The sequence below is a fragment of the Rhodospirillaceae bacterium genome (assembly GCA_018660465.1).
GTDB lineage: Bacteria > Pseudomonadota > Alphaproteobacteria > Rhodospirillales > JABJKH01 > JABJKH01.
The window spans coordinates 126,764-147,566 of the sequence record JABJKH010000089.1; the positions used below are offsets into that span (position 1 = coordinate 126,764).

Annotated in this window: 21 protein-coding genes; 16 read left to right on the forward strand and 5 right to left on the reverse strand. The window is 50.3% G+C overall.

Annotation, left to right across the window (positions count from 1 at the left end; all coding sequences use genetic code 11):
* Position 1: 1 nt before the first annotated feature.
* Complete coding sequence (locus tag HOM51_14775) at positions 2-877, reverse strand: MBL fold metallo-hydrolase (GenBank protein MBT5035774.1); 876 nt, start codon at positions 875-877, stop codon at positions 2-4.
* A gap of 167 nt (positions 878-1,044) precedes the next feature.
* Here HOM51_14775 and HOM51_14780 point away from each other — a divergent pair, with 167 nt between their 5' ends.
* Positions 1,045-2,088 carry a hypothetical protein gene (locus HOM51_14780; protein ID MBT5035775.1) on the forward strand — a complete coding sequence of 348 codons (1,044 nt, stop codon included), beginning with the start codon at positions 1,045-1,047 and terminating at the stop codon, positions 2,086-2,088.
* 4 nt (positions 2,089-2,092) lie between these two features.
* Here HOM51_14780 and HOM51_14785 read toward each other — a convergent pair whose 3' ends face one another.
* Positions 2,093-3,286, reverse strand: a complete 1,194-nt coding sequence (locus tag HOM51_14785; GenBank protein MBT5035776.1) for an MFS transporter — start codon at positions 3,284-3,286, stop codon at positions 2,093-2,095.
* A 116-nt stretch (positions 3,287-3,402) separates the two neighbouring features.
* On the opposite strand from HOM51_14785, the gene HOM51_14790 reads away from it, so the two are divergent.
* The 14 genes from HOM51_14790 (at position 3,403) to rsmA (ending at position 17,741) form a co-directional block, all read left to right on the forward strand.
* The gene (locus HOM51_14790; protein MBT5035777.1) at positions 3,403-4,221 is read left to right on the forward strand and encodes a helix-turn-helix transcriptional regulator; all 819 of its coding nucleotides are present in this window, start codon (positions 3,403-3,405) and stop codon (positions 4,219-4,221) included.
* Between the two features lie 35 nt (positions 4,222-4,256).
* Positions 4,257-5,663 (forward strand): FAD-binding oxidoreductase, encoded by a 1,407-nt coding sequence (locus HOM51_14795; protein MBT5035778.1) that lies wholly within the window; start codon positions 4,257-4,259, stop codon positions 5,661-5,663.
* Between the two features lie 15 nt (positions 5,664-5,678).
* A complete protein-coding gene (locus tag HOM51_14800; GenBank protein MBT5035779.1) occupies positions 5,679-7,448 on the forward strand; it encodes an acyl-CoA dehydrogenase in 1,770 nt (589 codons plus the stop codon).
* Positions 7,449-7,539: 91 nt separating this feature from the next.
* Positions 7,540-8,385, forward strand: coding sequence for a hypothetical protein (locus tag HOM51_14805; GenBank protein ID MBT5035780.1), 846 nt, complete (start codon positions 7,540-7,542; stop codon positions 8,383-8,385).
* Entirely contained in the window at positions 8,382-8,816 is a 435-nt protein-coding gene (locus HOM51_14810) for a hypothetical protein (protein ID MBT5035781.1), read from the forward strand. Before HOM51_14805 ends, HOM51_14810 begins: the two co-directional genes overlap by 4 nt.
* 122 nt (positions 8,817-8,938) lie before the next feature.
* Positions 8,939-9,115, forward strand: a complete 177-nt coding sequence (locus tag HOM51_14815) for a hypothetical protein (protein MBT5035782.1) — start codon at positions 8,939-8,941, stop codon at positions 9,113-9,115.
* Between the two features lie 267 nt (positions 9,116-9,382).
* On the forward strand, positions 9,383-9,601 hold the full coding sequence (locus HOM51_14820) for a plasmid maintenance system killer protein (protein MBT5035783.1): 219 nt from the start codon (positions 9,383-9,385) through the stop codon (positions 9,599-9,601).
* Between the two features lie 6 nt (positions 9,602-9,607).
* Positions 9,608-9,901, forward strand: coding sequence for a HigA family addiction module antidote protein (locus tag HOM51_14825; GenBank protein ID MBT5035784.1), 294 nt, complete (start codon positions 9,608-9,610; stop codon positions 9,899-9,901).
* 166 nt (positions 9,902-10,067) lie between these two features.
* The gene (gene lptF, locus HOM51_14830; protein MBT5035785.1) at positions 10,068-11,204 is read left to right on the forward strand and encodes an LPS export ABC transporter permease LptF; all 1,137 of its coding nucleotides are present in this window, start codon (positions 10,068-10,070) and stop codon (positions 11,202-11,204) included.
* A gap of 3 nt (positions 11,205-11,207) precedes the next feature.
* Positions 11,208-12,308, forward strand: coding sequence for an LPS export ABC transporter permease LptG (gene lptG / locus HOM51_14835; protein ID MBT5035786.1), 1,101 nt, complete (start codon positions 11,208-11,210; stop codon positions 12,306-12,308).
* Between the two features lie 7 nt (positions 12,309-12,315).
* Positions 12,316-14,514 (forward strand): LPS-assembly protein LptD, encoded by a 2,199-nt coding sequence (locus HOM51_14840; protein MBT5035787.1) that lies wholly within the window; start codon positions 12,316-12,318, stop codon positions 14,512-14,514.
* A 113-nt stretch (positions 14,515-14,627) separates the two neighbouring features.
* Positions 14,628-15,893, forward strand: a complete 1,266-nt coding sequence (locus tag HOM51_14845) for a hypothetical protein (protein ID MBT5035788.1) — start codon at positions 14,628-14,630, stop codon at positions 15,891-15,893.
* Positions 15,890-16,924, forward strand: coding sequence for a 4-hydroxythreonine-4-phosphate dehydrogenase PdxA (gene pdxA, locus HOM51_14850; protein ID MBT5035789.1), 1,035 nt, complete (start codon positions 15,890-15,892; stop codon positions 16,922-16,924). Before HOM51_14845 ends, pdxA begins: the two co-directional genes overlap by 4 nt.
* A 1-nt stretch (position 16,925) precedes the next feature.
* Entirely contained in the window at positions 16,926-17,741 is an 816-nt protein-coding gene (gene rsmA, locus HOM51_14855; protein MBT5035790.1) for a 16S rRNA (adenine(1518)-N(6)/adenine(1519)-N(6))-dimethyltransferase RsmA, read from the forward strand.
* Between the two features lie 2 nt (positions 17,742-17,743).
* On the opposite strand, the gene gmk is transcribed toward rsmA, so the two are convergent.
* Positions 17,744-18,376 carry a guanylate kinase gene (gene gmk / locus HOM51_14860; protein ID MBT5035791.1) on the reverse strand — a complete coding sequence of 211 codons (633 nt, stop codon included), beginning with the start codon at positions 18,374-18,376 and terminating at the stop codon, positions 17,744-17,746.
* Positions 18,377-18,392: 16 nt separating this feature from the next.
* Positions 18,393-19,283, reverse strand: coding sequence for a YicC family protein (locus tag HOM51_14865; protein ID MBT5035792.1), 891 nt, complete (start codon positions 19,281-19,283; stop codon positions 18,393-18,395).
* Positions 19,284-19,389: 106 nt separating this feature from the next.
* On the opposite strand from HOM51_14865, the gene HOM51_14870 reads away from it, so the two are divergent.
* Positions 19,390-20,148, forward strand: coding sequence for an SDR family NAD(P)-dependent oxidoreductase (locus tag HOM51_14870; GenBank protein ID MBT5035793.1), 759 nt, complete (start codon positions 19,390-19,392; stop codon positions 20,146-20,148).
* A 127-nt stretch (positions 20,149-20,275) separates the two neighbouring features.
* Here the strand turns inward: HOM51_14870 and HOM51_14875 are convergent, their stop codons facing one another.
* The gene (locus HOM51_14875; protein ID MBT5035794.1) at positions 20,276-20,737 is read right to left on the reverse strand and encodes a cupin domain-containing protein; all 462 of its coding nucleotides are present in this window, start codon (positions 20,735-20,737) and stop codon (positions 20,276-20,278) included.
* Positions 20,738-20,803: the final 66 nt, after the last annotated feature.

Sequence of the window (20,803 nt, forward strand, 5' to 3'; positions counted from 1 at the left end):
ATCAAGACTCTTCGGTTAAATATTTAAACCGAAAAGCGTCACCGTGGCGGGTAATTTCTCCCATGGACGGTGACGCAAAATGAGTCGCGCATACAAGGGTCCCACTCTCACAATAACGCTCCAGAAAAGCACGACGGGTCTGGCGGGCTAAGTCTCGGTCATAGTCCGGACGCACGGCCCAAGTTGGTTCTGCGCACTGTGCCGGACTGTGCATGACATCCCCGGTCATTACCGCGTTATTGCCGTTCGATGCGAGTCGCACGCTCATGTGATGAGGGGTGTGGCCGGGTGTTGGCTCGAACCATATCTCGTCGTCCAAGGCATGGTCTCTTTCAACCATGACCGCCCTGTCGGCTGCAACGACGGGAAGCACGCTGTCGGCAAAATGCTCCATCGGGGTCTGTTCGTGTTCGGCTTCCCAGAAGGTCCATTCGTTCTTCGAAATAACATATTTTGCGTTTGGAAATGTCGGCACCCAGCGGCCATCAATAAGCCGCGTGTTCCACCCGACATGGTCCGCATGCAGATGTGTACACATGACAAAATCAACGTCTTCCGGCTGAACACCGGCTTCAGCCAATCGGGCTAGGAAAGTCGCCCCCGTCTTCATATGCCAATGATGACGCTCGCGCTTTTTGTCATCGCCAACGCAAGTGTCTACTAAGATCGTATGGTGTCGCGTCCGGACCAACCAAGACTGGATCGGCAGGATCAGCATGTCAGTTTCAGAATGCATCGCCAGTGGTTTGAGCCAAGATTTATGCGGCTCCCAATCCTCTGCGCTGGTTTCAGGAAAGAAAAACGTCGGATCGATATCAGCGTTCTCGGATTCGACAATCCGGTCTATCGAGATATCGCCTAGATTTTGTCGCAACATGAAACGAACCCACGTAGATTTTGAGAATGAAACGGAGCCGATCATCAACATTCCTAGGGTTTCTATAGATATATGCAACATCTATAAATTTGAGAATGCTGTGGATGGCTTTAGATGTCCCCCCTATTATAATATCCAACTAACAACAATAAGTCGGGTTCCAGAAAATGAGCAAAAAAATCGCTGTGCTCGCGACGGGCGCAAATGGAAGCTGCATTTCAGCAGACCTAATTCGGGCCGGGCTCGATGTTTCTATGATCGATCAATGGCCGGCTCACGTCGCGGCGATGCAGGCAAACGGCCTGACGATCAAGACCAAGGACGACGAATATAATGTGAAGGTAAAAGCCTGTCACCTGTGTGATATGTGCGAGATCAATGAGACTTTCGATATCGTTCTGCTGACATCGAAGGCTTATGATTCGCGCTGGCTGACTGAGTTTATTGAACCCTTTCTCGCCGATGACGGACTGTTGATTGCGGTACAAAACTGCATGACGGCGGAAATGATCGCCGAAATTGTTGGGCCTGAGCGTACGGTCGGCTGCGTCGTCGAACTAGCGTCACAATTGTTCGATCCCGGAGAAGTCAGACGCAGCACCTTACAAGGGAACACCTGGTTCGGACTTGGTGCTTTCGATCCCGCGCACGAAGACCGCGTCGAAGACGCCGCCGAGATTCTCCGCCTCGTGGGAAAGGTCGGAATTACCGATGATGTACTTTCAGCCAAGTGGATGAAGCTGATGGTCAATTCCATGACAATGGCGGTTAAGGGCATTCTCGGCGCTAGTAACGAGCAGCTGTTCAAGCTGAATGGGAAAGAGTATGCAGACGAAGTGCGATCATTGGTTCTGCGCTCCGGCGAAGAAGCATTAGCTGCTGGCCAGTTGCTGGGCTACAAGATTGTGCCGGTCTTTGGGCTGAAGCAGGATGATGTTATGAACACCAACGCGCTGCTCGAAACCCTGCTCGATAAGATGGTCGGCGATGTTGGTCCGACCGCGCTTGCGACTTCTCTACAAGATAATCTGAAAGGTCGATACAGCGAGATCGACATGATCAATGGTCGGATCGCCGAGGAGTGCCAGTCGAAAGGCAAGCCAACGCCGGTGAATGACGTCCTTGTTGACCTAACCCGTCGCATTCACGCTGGAGAGTTGAAGCCTGACGTTTCCAACCTGGATTTGGTTCGCCAGCAGTTGGGGCGCTAGCAGCTTACTCTGCCGCCACCGCCTCCTCCTCCGCTGTGTTCCGCACGGGCACCACCAACGCCGCACACAAGACCAGAACCGCCAACCCGGACAGTGTATAAAACACCATATCAAACCCGCCTGTATTATCGCGGAGGTTTGCCACCAGTGGCACGGCCGTGATGGAGACACAGAACGACAAGGTGTATTTCAAGGAGTACATCCGCGCGCGCCAGTCGCTGGCCGTGTACTTCGCGATGATGAAATCTGTGATCGGAATTTGTCCAAAGACGCCGACCATCATCATTACCCCAACCCCGATCATCGCCCAGTTATGGGAACTGGCCGCCAAGGCCAACATGGGTATTTGGATCGAGACGGTTCCGATAAAGACTGTGCGGAGCGAATACCTATCCAACAGATGCCCGACGATAACTTGAGTTATGGATGCCAATGTCAGCACACCAGCGACGACCCATGTAACTTCCAGCATCGATGGGCCTAAATCTAACAACCGCTCATCGAACACCTTTGGCAGCGACACCGTTGTCGAATGAAAAATGATTCCGCCGCACGCAGTCGCGACAGCAATCACACAGACAACCAAAATTTGGTCTCGGCGGCTGAGGGTTAAGCTTGCGCCCACCTTCTTTTTGCCAAGGGCTTCGGCAGAGCGACGGCAACTCATCCAGTAAAAGATTCCGGTGATGATTGAGACGACACCGGGAACAATAAATGCCATCCGCCAATCATAAAAATGAATCAAAGCCCCAGCCGTAACAGGTGCCGCGGCGAGGCCTAAGTTTCCAACCACGCCATTAATGCCCATGGCTTTCCCCGTCTCAATCGCGTTTTGCGACACCATGGCAATGCCAACAGGATGATAGATCGCAGCGAAAATACCGATAAAGGCCAAGCCAACACCGATCTGAAACAATCCCTCAGCAAAGCCAGTCACGATAGACGCCGCACCAATGCCGATGAAGAACACCACCATCATACCTTGCCGGCTCCAGTGATCGCCGAGCCAGCCCGCAGGTAACGAACACACCCCAAAGGCGACGAACCCAAAGGTCGCCGGCAGCAAAAGATCGCCATAGGATTCATTGGGGAAAGTGTCACCCAACGCCAAAACCACCGTCGCGTAGAACAACAGAAACATGTGATCATAGGCGTGCGCTATGTTCATAAAAAAGAATTCAGTTTTGTTTTTAACCATGGGATCGATCCTTTTGCCGTCACCTTATCGTCTATTAATACCGGGATTAATCTCGACAGTCTTTCGCTATTCAGTCATATAATGTCTAGAAACAGCCACAAAGACGAAATTCTCGGATGACAGATACTAAAACACTTCCCCATGTAGAAGCGTTGGAGGCCACACCGCGCCCCATCGTTGCCATGGCCAGTGACTTCTCTGCTGGCCATCGGATCGGTCGCCATGTCCACCATCATGGGCAACTGCTGTATCCCGCCGATGGTGCGATTACGGTTTGGACGGAAGACGGCGTCTGGGTCATTCCACCGCAGCGCGCCCTCTGGGTGCCAGGCGGCATTGCCCACGACACCATGGCGACCAGCGATGTCGCCCTTCGTACTCTGCTGGTTGAACCGGAACGCCTGCCCGCCCTACCCCAATCTTGTTGCGCCGTGAATATCACGCCGTTGATGCGAGAACTGATCCTGCATGCCATGGACATCCCAGCGGTGTACGACGTCACCGGAGCCGATGGACGGTTCATGGGGGTGATCCTGGACCAGCTTGAACGCCTGCCCCAAGCACCGCTGCATTTGCCAATGCCCCGAGATTCTCGAATTAAGCGAATCAGCGATGTTCTGCTGGAACATCCCGACGACACCCGCACGCTTGAAGACTGGGGGTTAAGTTGCGGCGCCAGTTCGCGGACACTGTCGCGGTTGTTTGTCAGTGAAACGCGCCTGACCTTTGGTGCCTGGCGAAAGCAGGTTCGCTTGCTCAAGGCATTGGAACTTTTGGCCGCAAACAAGCCCGTCACCCAAGTCGCGTTAGACTTAGGATATGAAAGCCCCAGTGCCTTCATCGCCATGTTCCGCCGCAGCCTCGGCGACTCCCCCGCCCGCTACTTCAGGCGGGAGTCCTCAGCGAAGCAAAACCAGCCTGAGACAATTGCTTGAGTTTGCTCGGCCAATCAGCCATTTAAGTACCCACCATGACAATATCTCAAGAACACAAAGACGCACTTTCAGCCATCGTCGGTTCCAAAGGGATCGTCGATACATCCGACGACTTAGAGCCTTTTTTGGTCGAACAGCGGGGCATGTACCGGGGCAACTGTGATTTAGTTGTGCGTCCCGCCAATACCGCTGAAACTGCAAAGGTAGTTGGGGTTTGTCACGAACACGGAATCTCTATCGTCCCGCATGGGGGTAATACGGGTCTGGTCGGTGGGGGTATCCCGGACGGGGGCATCATCATCGACACCTCCCGCATGAATGCCATCCGCAACATCGACCCGATCAACCAAACCATCACGGTTGAGGCTGGGGTGATTCTTGCTGACATCCAACAAGCCGCAGCCGACTCCGGGTGCCTGTTCCCCCTCAGTTTAGGAGCAGAAGGAAGCTGTCGGATTGGCGGCAACCTATCAACCAATGCAGGGGGGGTTGGGGTGCTTCGTTACGGCAACACAAGAGACCTGACATTGGGCCTGGAAGTGGTGCTGCCGGATGGGCGCATCTGGGACGGGCTACGGTCATTGCGTAAGGATAATACCGGCTACGATTTAAAACAGATATTCATCGGTGCGGAAGGCACGCTTGGGATCATTACAACAGCTGTGATGAAGCTCTATCCCCTTCCAAAACAACAAGAAACCGTGGTCGTTACGTGTTCGGAACCCCATGATGTACTGGATATGTTCAGCCGCGCACAAAGCGCGTTCGCTGATAGCCTTACCGCATTCGAGATGTTCCCCCGAATTGCCTTGGAAGGTGTCTTAGAACACGTCCCAGGTACCACCGATCCGTTTGACGAAATCTCTCCTTACTATGCCATCATCGAGCTTTCCAGCCCGCGCGAAGACGAAGGCCTCAAGGACGCTTTTGAGGGGCTTTTAGGGACCGCTTTCGAGAACGGCATCATCACCAATGCGGTGGTCGCATCAAGCCAGACTCAGGCCAAAGATCTTTGGCGTTTGCGGGAGACTATTCCCGAGGCGGAACGTCTAGACGGTCCCAGCTTCAAACATGACGTCACGGTCCCGGTGTCATCGGTCGCTGACTTTTTGGTCCGCGCAAAAGCCGAAGTCGAGGCGGAAATGGACGAAGTTCGGGTGATTGCCTTCGGTCACATGGGCGACGGCAACATTCACTTCAATGTCTGTAATCCGCTCAATATGGCACGTGAAGAGTTCCTAAAAGAACAAGACCGCTTCAATAAAATCGTCTATGATATCGTGACTGACATGGGCGGAAGTTTTAGTGCGGAACACGGCATCGGTGTGCTGCGACGCAAAGAAATGACCCGCTACAAATCGGACGTGGAATTAGATTTGATGCGCGACATAAAATCGACACTCGACCCAAATAATATTTTTAATCCTGGTAAAGTTCTTTAGGGCAAAGTTTTGTAAATGAGCACCTATGCCGCCCCCTTGGCCGACCAGATGTTCTTGATGAACGAGGTGCTCGACTTAGGGGAAATCGCGGCGCTGCCTGGCTACGAAGATGCCACCCCTGATCTTGTTTCCGCAATTTTGGAAGAAGCCGGAAAGTTCGGCGCGGAAGTCTTAGCCCCCCTCAATCAATCTGGCGACGAACAAGGATGTTCGTTTGAAAACGGCGTCGTCCGCACCCCGGATGGTTTTGCCAATGCCTATGCCCAGTTTGTCGAAACCGGTTGGAACAGCCTTGGTGCGCCAACTGACTACGACGGTCAGGGAATGCCGACGCTGGTATCAACAGCGGTTTCAGAAATCTGGCATGGCGCAAACATGTCCTTTGGCTTGTGTCCGCTGCTGAACCAAGGCGGCATCGAAGCGCTAACCGCGCACGGGTCGGATGCGTTGAAGACGACCTATTTACCCAAAATGGTTTCCGGCGAATGGCCATCGACAATGAACCTGACTGAATCCCAAGCCGGATCAGACCTTGCGCAAATCAACACCAAGTCCGTCCGCGACGGTGAGCACTACAAGATCACGGGCCAAAAAATATTTATCTCCTACGGCGAACACGACATGGCGGCCAACATAGTTCATTTGGTTTTGGCGCGATCTCCGGACGGACCCGAAGGTATCAAAGGGCTTTCACTTTTCCTCGTACCAAAAGTCTTGGCAAATGACGATGCCAGCCTCGGCGAGCGCAATGACCTTCGCTGCGTTTCGATCGAGCACAAGCTGGGGCTGAAAGCCAGCCCCACAGCGGTGATGTCTTTCGGCGACGATGGCGGGGCTGTGGGCTATTTGATCGGTGAAGAAAATCACGGCATCAAAAATATGTTCACGATGATGAACAACACGCGATTGTCGGTGGGGCTGCAAGGTGTCGCTGTGGCAGAACGCGCCTATCAGCGTGCCCTCGCCTATGCCAAGGAACGCATTCAAGGCCACGATGCAGCAAGCGACAACGTGTCCTCCGCCCCCATCATTCGCCACCCAGATGTCCGCCGCATGCTCATGGCAATGAAGACCCAGACCGAAGCCACTCGGGCCGTCGCCTATTACATGGCTTCCTGCCTCGACTTCGCCCATCGCCACCCAGACGAAAACATTCGCCAAGCCAACCAAGCGATGGCCGACTTGCTGACCCCGGTCGTAAAAGCCTGGAGCACCGACACCGGTGCCGCTGTCGCCGACCTTGGCATTCAAGTCCATGGCGGCATGGGATACATCGAAGAAACCGGCGCCGCCCAGCACTTCCGCGACGTCCGCGTAACCGCAATCTACGAAGGCACCAACGGTATTCAGGCAGCGGATTTGGTCGGCAGAAAAGTTGCTCGTGAAAATGCAGAGTCTGTTAAGGCACTGATAAAGCTTATAAAAGATGACTTAGAAGGGTTCAATTCTGACAACGCCCATTTATCTAACGCCGTCAATGCCCTCAGCAACGCCACAGATTGGATCATCTCCACCTACCCAACCGCCCCCCAACATGTCGCCGCGGGCGCCGTCCATTACACCAGAATGCTCGGCCTCACCATGGGCGGGTGGCTGATGGCAAAGGCAGCGTCGAAGGCTTTCGAACTTACCAATGCAGGAACCGGCAACCCAGAATTTCTCGAAGCTAAAATCCTATCCGCCCGATTTTTCGCCGATCAATATGTGTCTCAGGTGCCGGCAATATTGGAGTTGGTTAAGTCGGGTGCTAATTCTCTTAAAAATGTGCGGGACGAGCACTTTTAGGAAATAAGGGTTACCCCCATTGCTTCCGTCTGCTCAAGAGCGACGGCAGCACATCTAGTGATTTCCCCCATGCGCCTGCTATACTATCGGTATGGTTGAAAGACGATCCCTTACCCCTGAATTTATTAATGAGCTAGTTAGCCCTAAGACGGGTGAACGTTGGGTTGCAGATACTAAAATTCGAGGGTTCGGTATCCGCTTGTGGAGTAGCAAGCGCGGCGATGGTGCGGCATTTGGGGTGCGTACAAGCAACTTAGAAGGAAAGGCTATACGCAAAACGTTTGATCCATTTGGAAGAAATTCACACAGGTGGCGTTGGTATATCAATTTCTCCGATGGCAACATAGATTTTTCCAATGGCATTCCAATGGGCTTCTTTTTAGATGACGCACGTAGTTGGGCTAGAAAAGTAATTGGGCAAGCAAAGGGCCGAATTCCAACTGATGACGAGCAAGTACAAATTAATGTGGAAGATCAAAAAAACCGAGAGCAATTTTCTAGACAACTCCAGGGTATTACGCTCGAGCGCGCTGCCGACATTATCTTATTCTATGGCCCACATAGGGGATGGTCCGACACATACACTTACCAAATGAAAAAGTTATTCCATTCGAATGTCCCAGAACGATTAAAAAGAAAATTAATAAAGAAAATTACGAGGAACGATATTGAAAACGTGCTTTCATCTGAAATGGTAAGACCTTCAAACGCTCGCGCATTGAGGAGCTTACTTCATCAAATATTTGAACGTGTCAGTATACTTAGGGGGCCAGAAATTTTGGACGGTATGCCTGGATACGCGCCCAATTTATATAAACGAAAACTTTCAAAAGAGACTGAATTTATTAACTCACTTAAGCATGATGATTTTATTCAACTATTTCAATTTCTTGAAGAAAAAATGATAAGTGGCCCCAACTTTGTTGTTTGCGGTTGAGCTTTGAATTGCAGGCGCCTTTTTCTCGATTACTGTCGGCGCGTTGGGATCAGATTTTTGAAAATAGATGGTACCCGTTTGGACCGGAAGAGAGGAAATATTGGCATTTGCTATGTGATCGAATTGATATGCCTGCTTATAAAATTCTTGAACGGGTTCACAAGTATGGTAATTCGGATTTTGGTGGATCGGACTATTGGTTTCCAAGTCAAACGTCGTCGCAAGGGCATATTAAAAACCCAGATCGTGTTTGGCGATCTATTTTAAAAGAAATTGCCTGGCCCTTTGTGCCAATCCGACTTATTTCGTCTCATTATTTAAATTTACCTAATTTTGATCGGCCACGATTTAACCAAAAATGGCAGGATGAACAAAATCAAATTGCGGCAAAATTGTCCACAATTTCCGGAATTTGCGATCTAACCCATTGATAGATATGGTAGGACACCTGGTTTCAAAGAATTTCATCGCTTGATGAATTAGGCTAATTTCTAGATAACATTCCCTCAGAACGGCCGTTCATTTTCCTAAACGCTTCAAAAGGAGTGAACAAATGAAGCATCTTTCTTTGACGGAAATTGCGGTAATTAAGGCTAGAATTGTTCGAGGTGATAAATATCATGAGATCGCGTCGGACTATCGAATAAATCAAGGTCGAATTGCAGACTTAAAATTCGGTCGGATTTATCGAGAAGTAAATCCCGCTAATCTAGAAACTCGTGGAAAATAGATATATTTTGAGGATCGGCGAAATTCCGTCGATCCTCGTTGTCTAAAATATTTTTCATTGAGCAGTCCAAGCGTCACATCTTGCCCTTTGCGCGTAGTAGACTAACTCAGACAAAGTTTTCCCTGATGCAAGTGATGTGCCCCCAGCATGGATATAACGCTTTACGTTTAATGCATATCATTATATATTATCTCTGTGCTAAAATCGTATAAGAACGCCAAAACCCGCCGAGTACATGAAACGGGGAATCCAAAAGGTTTCAAAGGCTTGGATGGTGCTCGGGCGGTTCGTGTTCTTGACCTGTTAGATGATGCCGCAACACTTGCCGACCTTCCAAGGCTTGCAAGCTATCGATTGCATAAGCTAACTGGAAATCTTGAGGGAAAATGGTCAATAACATCAAACCTTCCTTGGGCAATTATCTTTGAAATTGCAGAGGACAAAAAATTTGAGAATGTCGAAATAGTTAACTATCACAAGGGATAAAGCAGCATGACGAGAATTCATACGCACCCCGGCGAAATTCTTGGCGATGAGTTGGAAGCGCTGGGAATGTCAAAAAATGCTTTGGCGAAAGCTCTTGGAACAGATGCTTCTCGCATTGGCGAAATTGTTGCCAAGCGGCGCGGTGTTTCCGCCGACATGGCCATTCGGCTTGCCGAATATTTCGACGGTGCGCCCGATTTTTGGCTGACCATGCAGGCACGCCACGATCTCAGCGTCATCGAAACTTCAAAAGGTAGCAAAATTCGTCGTCAGGTTCGAAAGCCGGACGTCGCAGCGTAGTTCTTTGTTTTTGAGAAGGTCAAGGGCACAAAATTGACGATTTCGGTCTTCCCAACCCCTTGAAACAAAACAGCTAAATTTAGCTTGGGTTATCGCTTTGTTAACCCTTGATTCTTTACACTTTTTCCCACATTTTGGCCTGCTGTAGGCTTTGATCTGGGCACTCATGAAACGACTGAATATATATGTTTTACGCCAACTGCTGGTGGGCATGATTTTTGTGACCGCCGGGCTGACGTGCGTCATCTGGCTGAGCCAGTCGCTTCGGTTCGTCGAGATGATCGTCAACCGAGGGCTTTCTGCGGGCACGTTCCTCTATTTGACGGCCCTGCTGCTGCCCAATTTCATTACCATTATTATCCCAATTGCGCTTTTCACGGTGGTTGTTTTTATCTACAGCAAAATGATCAACGACCGGGAACTCACTGTCATGCGGGCCTCCGGTTTGAGCCAATTTTCCCTCGCTAAACCAGCCATTATCATGGCCTTAATGGTCATGATGATGGGGTATGCGTTGAATCTTTACGTCGTTCCCCAGACCTATAAGGCGTTCCGGGAAATGCAGTGGGATATTCGATTTAGCTATTCCCACGTATTGTTGCAGGAAGGCGCGTTCAATAACATTTCGAATAACATCACCGTATATGTTCGCGAACGCACGCCGGATGGACAACTTCATGGCATCCTGGTCCAAGATGCCCGAAAGCCGGAAAGTCCCTTTACCATCATGGCCGAACGCGGGGCGCTTGCAAAATCACCCAATGGGGCTCGGGTGATTATGGAAGCCGGCAATCGGCAAGCCATCGACAAGAAGACAAATCGGCTCTCGATCCTTTATTTTGACAAATACATTTTTGATTTAGGGACGAGGTCCAAAAAAACGGAGGTACGCTTTCGCGAGGCACGAGAGAGAACGCTTGACGATCTCTTCAATTTGGACCGCGACAAGCTGATGAACCCCGCTGATGTGGGCAAGTTTACCGTCGAGGCTCATAAACGCCTGACATCGCCAATTACGGTACTCGGATTTGCACTCGTTGGATTGGCTTGCCTGATATCAGGTAGTTTCAGCCGCCGCATGCAATCCCGCAGAATTGTCCTTGCAGTGGCCATCATAATTGGGCTTCAAGGGTTTTCGCTGATTTTAGAAAATCTCTGCGCCAAAAACCTAAGCCTGATTCCGTTTTTGTATTTTACTGCGATTTTGCCAGTGATCGCAGGATTCACTTTCATGATGCGGTCACCTCACGGACGACGATCCAAATCTGTAGGCGAAGCTCAAATTCCAGTGGGGGAACAATAGACAATGTTCCTGTCCACAATAATTTCATCCTATATCGGACGCAATTTTTTGGTGGCGTTTATCGTTTTGTTCGCGGCATTTTTATTGTTGATTCTGATGATTGATACCATCGAATTGATGCGCCGCACCGCAAGCAGATCTGAAGTCTCGTTCAATGATGTTATTCAGTTGGCCTTGCTAAAGCTTCCTCACATTGGTCAGAAAATTTTCCCCTTCGCCGTATTGTTTGCAGGAATGACCGCATTCTGGCGGCTGACACGCAGTCATGAATTGGAAATCATCCGCGCGGCGGGTGTATCCGCATGGCAATTTCTTTTCCCGATTTTGTTTCTCGCGTTTTTCTTGGGCGTTTTGAAGGTTACCGTTCTCAACCCTCTTTCATCGGCGACTTTATCACGCTACGAAAAGCTAGAAGCGACCCTATTAAAGGGGCAAAAAAGCCTGCTTTCGTTGTCGTCAACGGGGCTATGGCTTCGTCAAGCCGGATCAAAGGGACAATCCGTTTTACATGCCCAGCGTTTTCTACAGCACGGTCGAGACATTGAACTCAGAGAAGTTGTGGTGTTCCTCTACAAAGGTGCCGATCATTTCGTTGGGCGCATAGACGCCGAATCAGCGAAGCTGGAAGATGGCTTTTGGAACATGCGCAATGCCTGGCTCAATACACCAGAAGAGGCTCCCAAGTTCGAAAAACAACATTGGCTGGAAACTGACCTGACCATGGATAAAATTCAGGATAGTTTTGCGCCGCCCGAAACCATGTCATTTTGGGCGTTACCCGGATTTATTGAAGCTCTTGAGGAAGCGGGCTTTTCTGCCGTTCGTCATCGTCTGCACTGGCACAGCCTGCTGGCAGCCCCCCTATTGATGTGCGCCATGGTCCTGATTGCGGCAACATTCACGCTGCGCCAAGCCCGGCGTGGCGGCACGACATTTATCATTGGTGGCGGTGTCTTAACCGGGTTTGTTTTCTATTTTTTCTCGGATGTTGTTTTTGCACTTGGTCTATCCGACAGCATTCCCGTGATCCTAGCTGCGTGGACGCCATCCGGTGTTATGACGTTACTTGGGCTCGCTATGTTGCTACATCTGGAAGACGGGTAGGCAACAAATGAGTCAGGCAAATCAAAATACTTTAAAATTCTTGAGACGGTTTTCGGCCGTTGCCGTGTTGCTGTGCCTTCTCAACGTTAATGCGCTCGCCCAAACACCAGCGCCAACCGATGAAGAGCCGCCCGTTTCCTTCAGTGCGGATCAAATGACCTTCGACCGCAAAAATCAGATCATCACAGCGACTGGTAAAGTCGAGGTCTCGCAGGAAGGTCGGCTGATGTACGCCGATGATATATCCTACGACCAAAAAGCGGACGTTCTAACCGCAACAGGAAATGTTTCTATTTTAGAGCCCAACGGCGATGTCATCTTCGCCAAGAGACTAGAAGTCACGGGCGACATGAAGGACGGAATTATTGAGGATATTGGCTTGATCCTAGCCGATAAATCCCGATTCGCAGCAACGGGTGCCAGACGATCGAATGCCAATATTCTTGAAATGAGGAACGCTGTCTATTCGCCTTGTAACTTGTGTGAAGAAGATCCGACCGCGCCGCCATTTTGGCAATTACGTGCCGTAAGGATTATCCACGACAAATCAAAACAGCGGATTGAATATCGTGACGCAACGTTAGAAATTTTTGGAGTTCCAGTTGCGTACACGCCGTATTTTGCCCATCCTGACCCAACTGTAAAACGCCGGTCCGGGCTGTTGATCCCCAAAATTGGCAACTCATCCGATTTGGGAACAACCCTTCAAACTCCCTATTACTTTGCCCTAAACAAACGAAGTGACCTAACCGTTACACCGATTATAACGACAAAAGAGCGCGCTATTCTCGCCCTTGAATATCGGGAGTTCCTTAAAAACGGTCGAATTGATTTCCGCGGTAGCTTGACCTACAATTTGGACAATGAATGGCGCGGCCATATGGGGACCAAGGGACGTTTTGACATTGACCAAACTTGGCGTTGGGGTTTCGATGTCAACCGAAGTATCGATGGCACCTATATCCGGCGCTATGGTTTCGAGTCTGATCGCACCGCGTTATCATCAGGATCTCCAGACAGTTTGGTGACCCATCTATTCACCGAAGGGTTTCGGGGGCGAAATTATATTTCGGCCAATGCCTATGCATTCCAAGGACTTGAACAAGGCGATAAATTTAGCACCACGCCTCTTGTCGCACCGCTTATTGACTACAACCATGTCGGACAGCCCGACCGTCTGGGGGGACGGACAGTCCTGGACGTAAACTTATTGGCGTTAACTCGAACCGGCAGCAACGATACGAGACGTCTATCGATTCGCGGCGGATGGGAAGTTCCCTTTTTTACAAGCTTTGGGGACGCTTTCAAGCTGTCCGCCAAAATGCTTGGAGATTTTTACAACGTCGGTCAACTTCCGCGTTCCGACGCGCCTGAGGATTTTACTGGATTCTCCGGCCGTCTTTTGCCGGAATTAACGCTCAGCTGGCGGCACCCATTCGTCAGACAACAGGGTTCAGGGCATCAGGTAATTGAACCTATCGCATCGGTGGTCCTCAGCCCTTATGGCGGGAATACGGGGAAAATTCCTAACGAAGACAGTGTCGATTTCGAATTTGATGACACCAACCTATTTCGAAGCAGCCGCTTCTCCGGTCTCGACAGAGTTGAAAGTGGCCCTCGAATTAACTATGGCCTTAAGTGGGATATATATGGTCGTGACGGGGGAAGTACGGGATTCCTGATTGGACAGAGCTACCGAGTCAGGCGTGACAACACGTTCGCCGCGCTTTCCGGACTTGAAGATCATTTCTCTGATATTGTTGCCCGAGTCCAGGTCAAGCCAATAAAGCTCGTCGATCTCACCTACCGCACACGCATTAGTAAAGAAAATTTATCTCCGGCTAGAAACGAGATTGAATTTACTTTCGGCGCACCGCTATTTCGTGTAGGGGCAAATTATCTGTTTCTCGACCGCCAAGAAGATGATGAATTTTCTTCCCGCGAAGAAATTAGTATGAATATTTCATCGCAGTTAAACCGAAACTGGCGAACGTCTGCATCCGCTGTTCGTGATTTGGCAGGGGGAGGACAGATGCGCGCTGCAAATCTTAACGTATCCTATGAAAACGAGTGCTGTTTGATCGCAACGAATTTATCTCGAACGTTTTTTGAGGATCGTGATTTGACGCCAACGGATTCGATAACCTTCAGAGTGACCTTAAAAACACTCGGAGCCGTACAAACAGGAACATCACTTGGTGAGTAATACTAAGGCGAGCCTCGCCCCACAGACAAGAAGACACGGGAATTGCAGAATTCAAGTCATAGAGGTATTATAATATCGTGAATATCTGGAATTCAGCGAGACATTTGGTCGCTATGAAATCAGGGATCGTTTTCGTTTTATTGTTGGTCGGGAGTCTGCCTTCAAATCTGGTGGCGGCGCAGACCCTTGGCATTGCGGCGGTGGTCAATGAAGAAATTATTTCTGCCTACGATCTACAAAGTCGTATTTCCTGGAATATCATTACGACCAATGGCCGGAACGATGCGGAAACTCGGCAACGGTTTACAAAAAAAGTTTTAGATCGCCTCATTGATGAGAAGCTAAAACTACAAGAGGCGAAGCGGCTTGGCATTAAGGCCTCCCAAGCAGAATTACAGCGTCATATTAGGTTCGTCGAAGGGCAATTGAATTTCCCTAAAGGGGGACTGTCCCGTTTCGTCAGTCGGGCTGGGCTGAGTCAGAACGTCCTCAATGGTCAGTTTAATGCTGATATAGCTTGGAACAAGGTGATAAACCGAGTTTTGGGTTTCAGGGTTAAGATCGGTGAAGAGGAAATAAAAGACCGCATCCGTCAAATTGAGCTCAATAAGGGACGACCTGAGCACCGGATCATGGAGATATTCCTGCCCGTCGACAATCCTGACAGAGAAACCCAAATCGCCAATCAAGCGACGTCTATTGTCCAACAGTTAGAGCAAGGTGCCAGTTTTCAGGCGCTTGCTAAAAACTATTCGAAGAGCCCAACGGCTAATCGCGGCGGTGATCGGGGCTGGCTTCGGGCGGGGCAATTAGACCCTAATATTGATGCCGCAATAGCAAACATGCGGCCGGGTCAAATATCACAACCAATTAGAACCAAAAATGGATATTTCATTTTACTGCTTCATAGCCAAAGAAAGCCGCAAGAAGAAAACAAAAACGTTGATCCAATTGTATCGGTGCATCAATTCTACCTGCCCTTGCCCTCAAACCCGTCAGAGCTGGACGTTGCACAAAAATTAAAAATTGCGAAGGATGCCAAAGCTCAATCAAAGACGTGCAAGAACTTGGAACAATATGGAAAAAAAGTTGGCTCGACTTCGCTGAATATAAACAAGATCAAGTTATCAAGTTTAGCACCAGACTTGGTCCCTCTGGTTGCCAAACTTAAAATTAACGAAAGCACTGAACTCATTAAAAAGACCAACGGCATCGCGATCTACATGCTGTGCAATAAGCTTGGCAAAAAAAAGAAAAACACCAAGCTGACAATTCGCAAGCAGGTTAAGGGACAATTGCTCAACCAGCGACTTGGGCGGATGGCGCAACGTTACCTTCGTGATCTGCGCCGGCAAGCATTCGTCGATATTCGGCTATGACGCCGCATACCCCGGGCTCCGGGGATAATGCACGACCTCTCGCATTAAGCATGGGGGAACCCGCTGGAATTGGCGGCGAAGTAACGCTCAAAGCGTGGCTGCTGCGCAAGGAATTAGGGGCGCCATTTTTTGTTATCGATGATCCAGATCGACTGACTGATCTCTCGCAAGAATTTGGTATTGAAGTTCCGATCACGGTTATCGACACGCCAGATCAGACCTCCGATGTGTTTTTGAATGCCTTGCCGGTTTTGCCGGTGGGTAGACCCGTCAGGACCACCCCAGGGACACCGACGAAAGATACGGCATCAGCTGTTTTGGAGTCGATTGAAACAGCGGTCCGTCTCACTCTGGCCGGAGACGCTGGCGGCATCGTCACCAATCCAATTCAAAAAGAAATTCTTTACAGTGCAGGATTTTCTTATCCGGGCCACACCGAATATTTGGCTGCACTTGCAAAGACAAATTCTCCGCCTGTTATGATGTTGGCCGGGCATGATCTACGGGTTGTGCCGGTAACCATTCACGTCAGCCTTCGCCAAGCCCTTGAACAACTCACATCAGATGCGATTGTTCACGCGGCCCGTGTCACCCACAGGGCACTCAGCAGAGATTTTGGTATTTCGGAACCCCGCATCGCCGTTGCCGGGCTTAACCCTCACGCTGGAGAGGGTGGCGCTATGGGCGACGAAGAGGCAACGATAATAGAACCTGCAATTGCTGCCTTGGCGAACGACGCCATACAAGTCACAGGACCTCTGCCACCTGATACAATGTTTAGCCCAGATCTACGCAAGACGTACGATGCCGCCATTTGCATGTATCATGACCAAGCACTCATCCCCATAAAGGCTCTGGAATTTGACCAAGCGGTCAACGTGACACTTGGTTTACCATTTGTCAGAACCTCGCCCGACCATGGTACGGCACTGGATATCGCCGGAAAGGGAATCGCCAATGAGAGCAGTCTGATCTCTGCGCTAAATTTGGCCGCCAACATGGCGGTGCGTCGCCGACGACTGGTGGCGTAAAATGAGCACGTTATTGCCCCCCCTCCGCGATGTTATTTCTCGCCATGGCCTGCGCGCTAAAAAGAGCCTAGGTCAGCATTTTCTGCTCGACCTCAACTTGACCCAGCGTATCGCCAGGTCAGCAGGGACCTTACAAGGACGGCATGTGGTGGAGGTTGGTCCAGGCCCCGGCGGGCTCACACGATCTTTGCTCGAGTCTGAGGCGGTGTCTGTCACAGCCATCGAAAAAGATGAACGCAGCACGGTGGCCTTGCGAGAGTTGGAGGAGGCTTACCCAGGCCGCCTTAAAATTATTGCTGCTGACGCGCTGGAGACCAATTTAGCCGAACTCGTCCCAGCGCCGCGAAAAATTGTTTCAAATCTGCCCTACAACATTGGCACCCCCCTACTGCTCAATTGGCTCCGCCAAGCGCGGGAGTGGGAGAGCATGACTCTAATGTTTCAAAAAGAAGTTGCGGACAGACTGGCAGCGCAGCCCGGCAGCAAAGCCTATGGTCGGCTCGCCATTATCACCCAGTGGCTGTGTGACGTGCGGTCAGAGTTTAATGTGTCACCAAAGGCTTTTACGCCACCGCCAAAAGTTTCGAGTTCTGTTATTACCCTGCAACCACGGGCTGAACCCTTGGCACCTGCCCGCTGGGAGGCGCTGGAAAAAATTACACGAGCTGCTTTCGGACAGCGACGGAAGATGCTGAGAACCAGCCTCAAGTCTCTCAATTTGAATTTGGAAGCGATGGATATAAACCCTACCGCCCGTGCGGAAGAACTTGAAATCAGCCAATTCTGCGCGTTGGCACGGGCACTTGATGAGACTTGATATCAGCCTTCGCGCAAATTTGTAACAAATTCGTGCAGCCCGATTTGGCGTGCTCGCTTCAGTCGTTCGGCACGCAAAATCGACTGAACCTCGACAACGCTTTCAGACACATCATGGTTTACGATAACATACTGATATTCTTGAAAGTGGCTCATTTCGTCAGCCGCCTTAGCCATACGGCTCCGGACGACATCCTCACTATCTTGTGCCCTTGTCGTCAACCTACGTTCCAATTCAGCGGTCGATGGTGGCAAAATAAAAATACTGACCAAGTCCTTGCCGGCACTTTCTTCTAATTGCTGGGTTCCCTGCCAGTCTACATCGAACAATACATCCTGCCCCTTGGACAAAGCAGCTTCAACCGGGCCACGAGGGGTACCATAAAAGTTACCGAAGACTTCCGCATGTTCCAGAAATTCATTCTCCTCCAGCATATTTTTAAAGCCGTCATGATCGACAAAGAAATAGTCTTTTCCTTCAACCTCCGCTGAACGCGGCGCACGCGTGGTCGCGGAGACAGACATGATTAAGTTGTCATCCAACCGCATCAACTCCCTAGAAATCGTCGTCTTTCCCGCACCTGACGGGGATGACATCACCAGCATGAGGCCACGTCGAACAATTTTATCAGCCATATCTTTTTGGAGTTCGTCACTCAATGTTTTGCACCTGCTCTCGCAACTGATCAATTGTGGCCTTAAGTTCCAAGCCAACACGGGTTAATTCCAAGTCGGTCGATTTGGAACAAAGGGTATTGGCTTCACGGTTAAATTCCTGACACAAGAAATCCAAACGACGGCCGACCGCTTCACCAGATGCAAGCAGTTCCCGTGCTGCATCCACGTGGGCCGCAAGGCGGTCTAATTCCTCTCGTACATCTGCCTTCGCCGCCAACAATGCGGCTTCCCGCGCCAATTGTTCTTCCGGCAAAGGGACTGCTGCGTCCAATAATTCCGAAACTTGGGCCTGTAGCCGCGCCTTTAAGGTCGCCGGCTGAGTTGCCGCTAATTGACCGGCCTGTTCGCACAGGTCCGCAATGCTATTAAGCTGCGCATCCAACACCGTTTGAAGCTTCGTGCCCTCAATGTCTCTGGATTTTACAAGCGCCTCCAGCGCCTCATCCAAGCCAGCAAGGACCGAACCATCCAGAGCTTTTTGAGCCTCGTCCGATAGTTCCTCTTTGGTGGTTTCGATAACCCCCTTGAGCCCCAACAATCCATCGAAGCTGGGCGGCGATAATTCTGGAATCCGGGACTCCAAATCCGGCAGCAGTTTTAGAACCTTTTCCAACTGATCATAATTGACTTGATAGCCGCTGGTATCCTGGGTCGAATTCAATGCGAGGTTTAGAAAGACGTTTCCGCGTTGCAATCGCTTTCCGGCCTGCTCGCGAACCGGTTGTTCCAAATGGTCGAGCCCGTTGGGCAATCGACAGCGCAAGTCCCTACCTTTGCCGTTGACGCTTTTCAGCTCCCACGACCAAGCAAATGTATCGGTATGACCTTCAACCCTGGCGAACCCTGTCATGCTGGAAACCGGCATGTTCTTACCCTAATAACAAAAATTTATGTTACCCGTTATAACCGTGTCCAATTCCCGCAACAAGCTATGCCGTTTCCCTTCTTCTCTGATCCTCCTATAAGGAAGTATGAGTAAACATCCGACATCGATCTTAATTACCGGCGCATCCAGCGGCATTGGGGCCGCGCTTGCCTTGGTTTACGCGGGACCGAACGTCGACCTCTTCCTGTCAGGACGGGATCAAAATAGACTTATCAAAATCGCTCAGGCCTGCAGAGAAAAAGGCGCAAAAGTATTTGAGCAGACGATAAGTGTTACCGATCAAAGCGCCATGGCAACGTGGATATTAGACGCCGATTCGCAAGCACCGCTTGATCTGGTGGTAGCCAACGCGGGTATTTCGGGAGGATCAGACTCACAAAACGAAGAACTATCGCGACAAATATTTGCAACAAATGTGGACGGTGTCTTAAACACAGTCCTGCCGATCATTCCAAGAATGATCAGCCGAAAGCGGGGACAGTTGGCTTTAATGAGTTCCCTAGCAGGATTTCGTGGCCTGCCCAGCGCGCCTGCTTATAGTGCCAGCAAAGCCGCTGTCAGATCCTATGGCGAAGCCTTGCGTGGGTCGCTCAGTAATGATGGAATCAAGGTATCCGTAATTTGTCCTGGCTTCGTGGAAAGCCGAATTACCGAAAAAAATAAGTTTTACATGCCCCTTTTAATGACGGCTCCAAAGGCGGCTAACATCATCAAAATGGGATTGGCCAACAACAAACCCCGGATCGCCTTCCCGTTTCTAATGTATGCGGTCGTGTGGCTTATGTCTGCGTTGCCGACAATGCTTATGGATCCGATTGTGAATCGGTTACCAAAGAAAAAGTAACCACAAAGAAAATGCTCCTAAAAATAGGTCCTTTTCTAAGGAATTCAAAATCGTTAGGTTTCCACCACATAGCAGACATTGATCAATAGTGTTGAGATGGTCTGAATTTAGCCAAAAGACGGCACTTCTAACGCTCCCCGGCAGAATTTACTTCCTGCGTAACGCCGTTCTCTGCGAGAACCGCCTTCGCTTTTTCTATATCCCGGGGCCCCGGTGGAAATTCCCGATCCATGTTCGTGAACATCTGCGTGGCGTTGCTGCCGTCACCAGCAAGTTCTAGTACCGCTCCGCCACCGGGTCCGAACGTATAGCCATGTGCCGTACCGGCGGGAAGGTGAACTAGCGTACCCGGCTCGCACAACACAGTCTCCTCAGAGTATTTGAACTCTGCCGTGCCCCTCAAAACAAAGAAGGCCTCGTCCCAGCCGTGGCTATGTAACCGCGGGCCAGTTCCTTCTTCGCCTTCCTGAAAGGTAACTTCATAGCCGCCCGTTTCTTTGTTGGATACCAACACATTTACCTTAGTTCCCGCGACATCAAGTGCGCGCCCGTAGTCCTGCGGCGCAATAACAAACGGCTTCGTTTTCATCTTCTTTGTTCCTGATAAACATTTCGACCAGATAGATCGTTATCGTAGCACCTGTTTTAGTCGTAT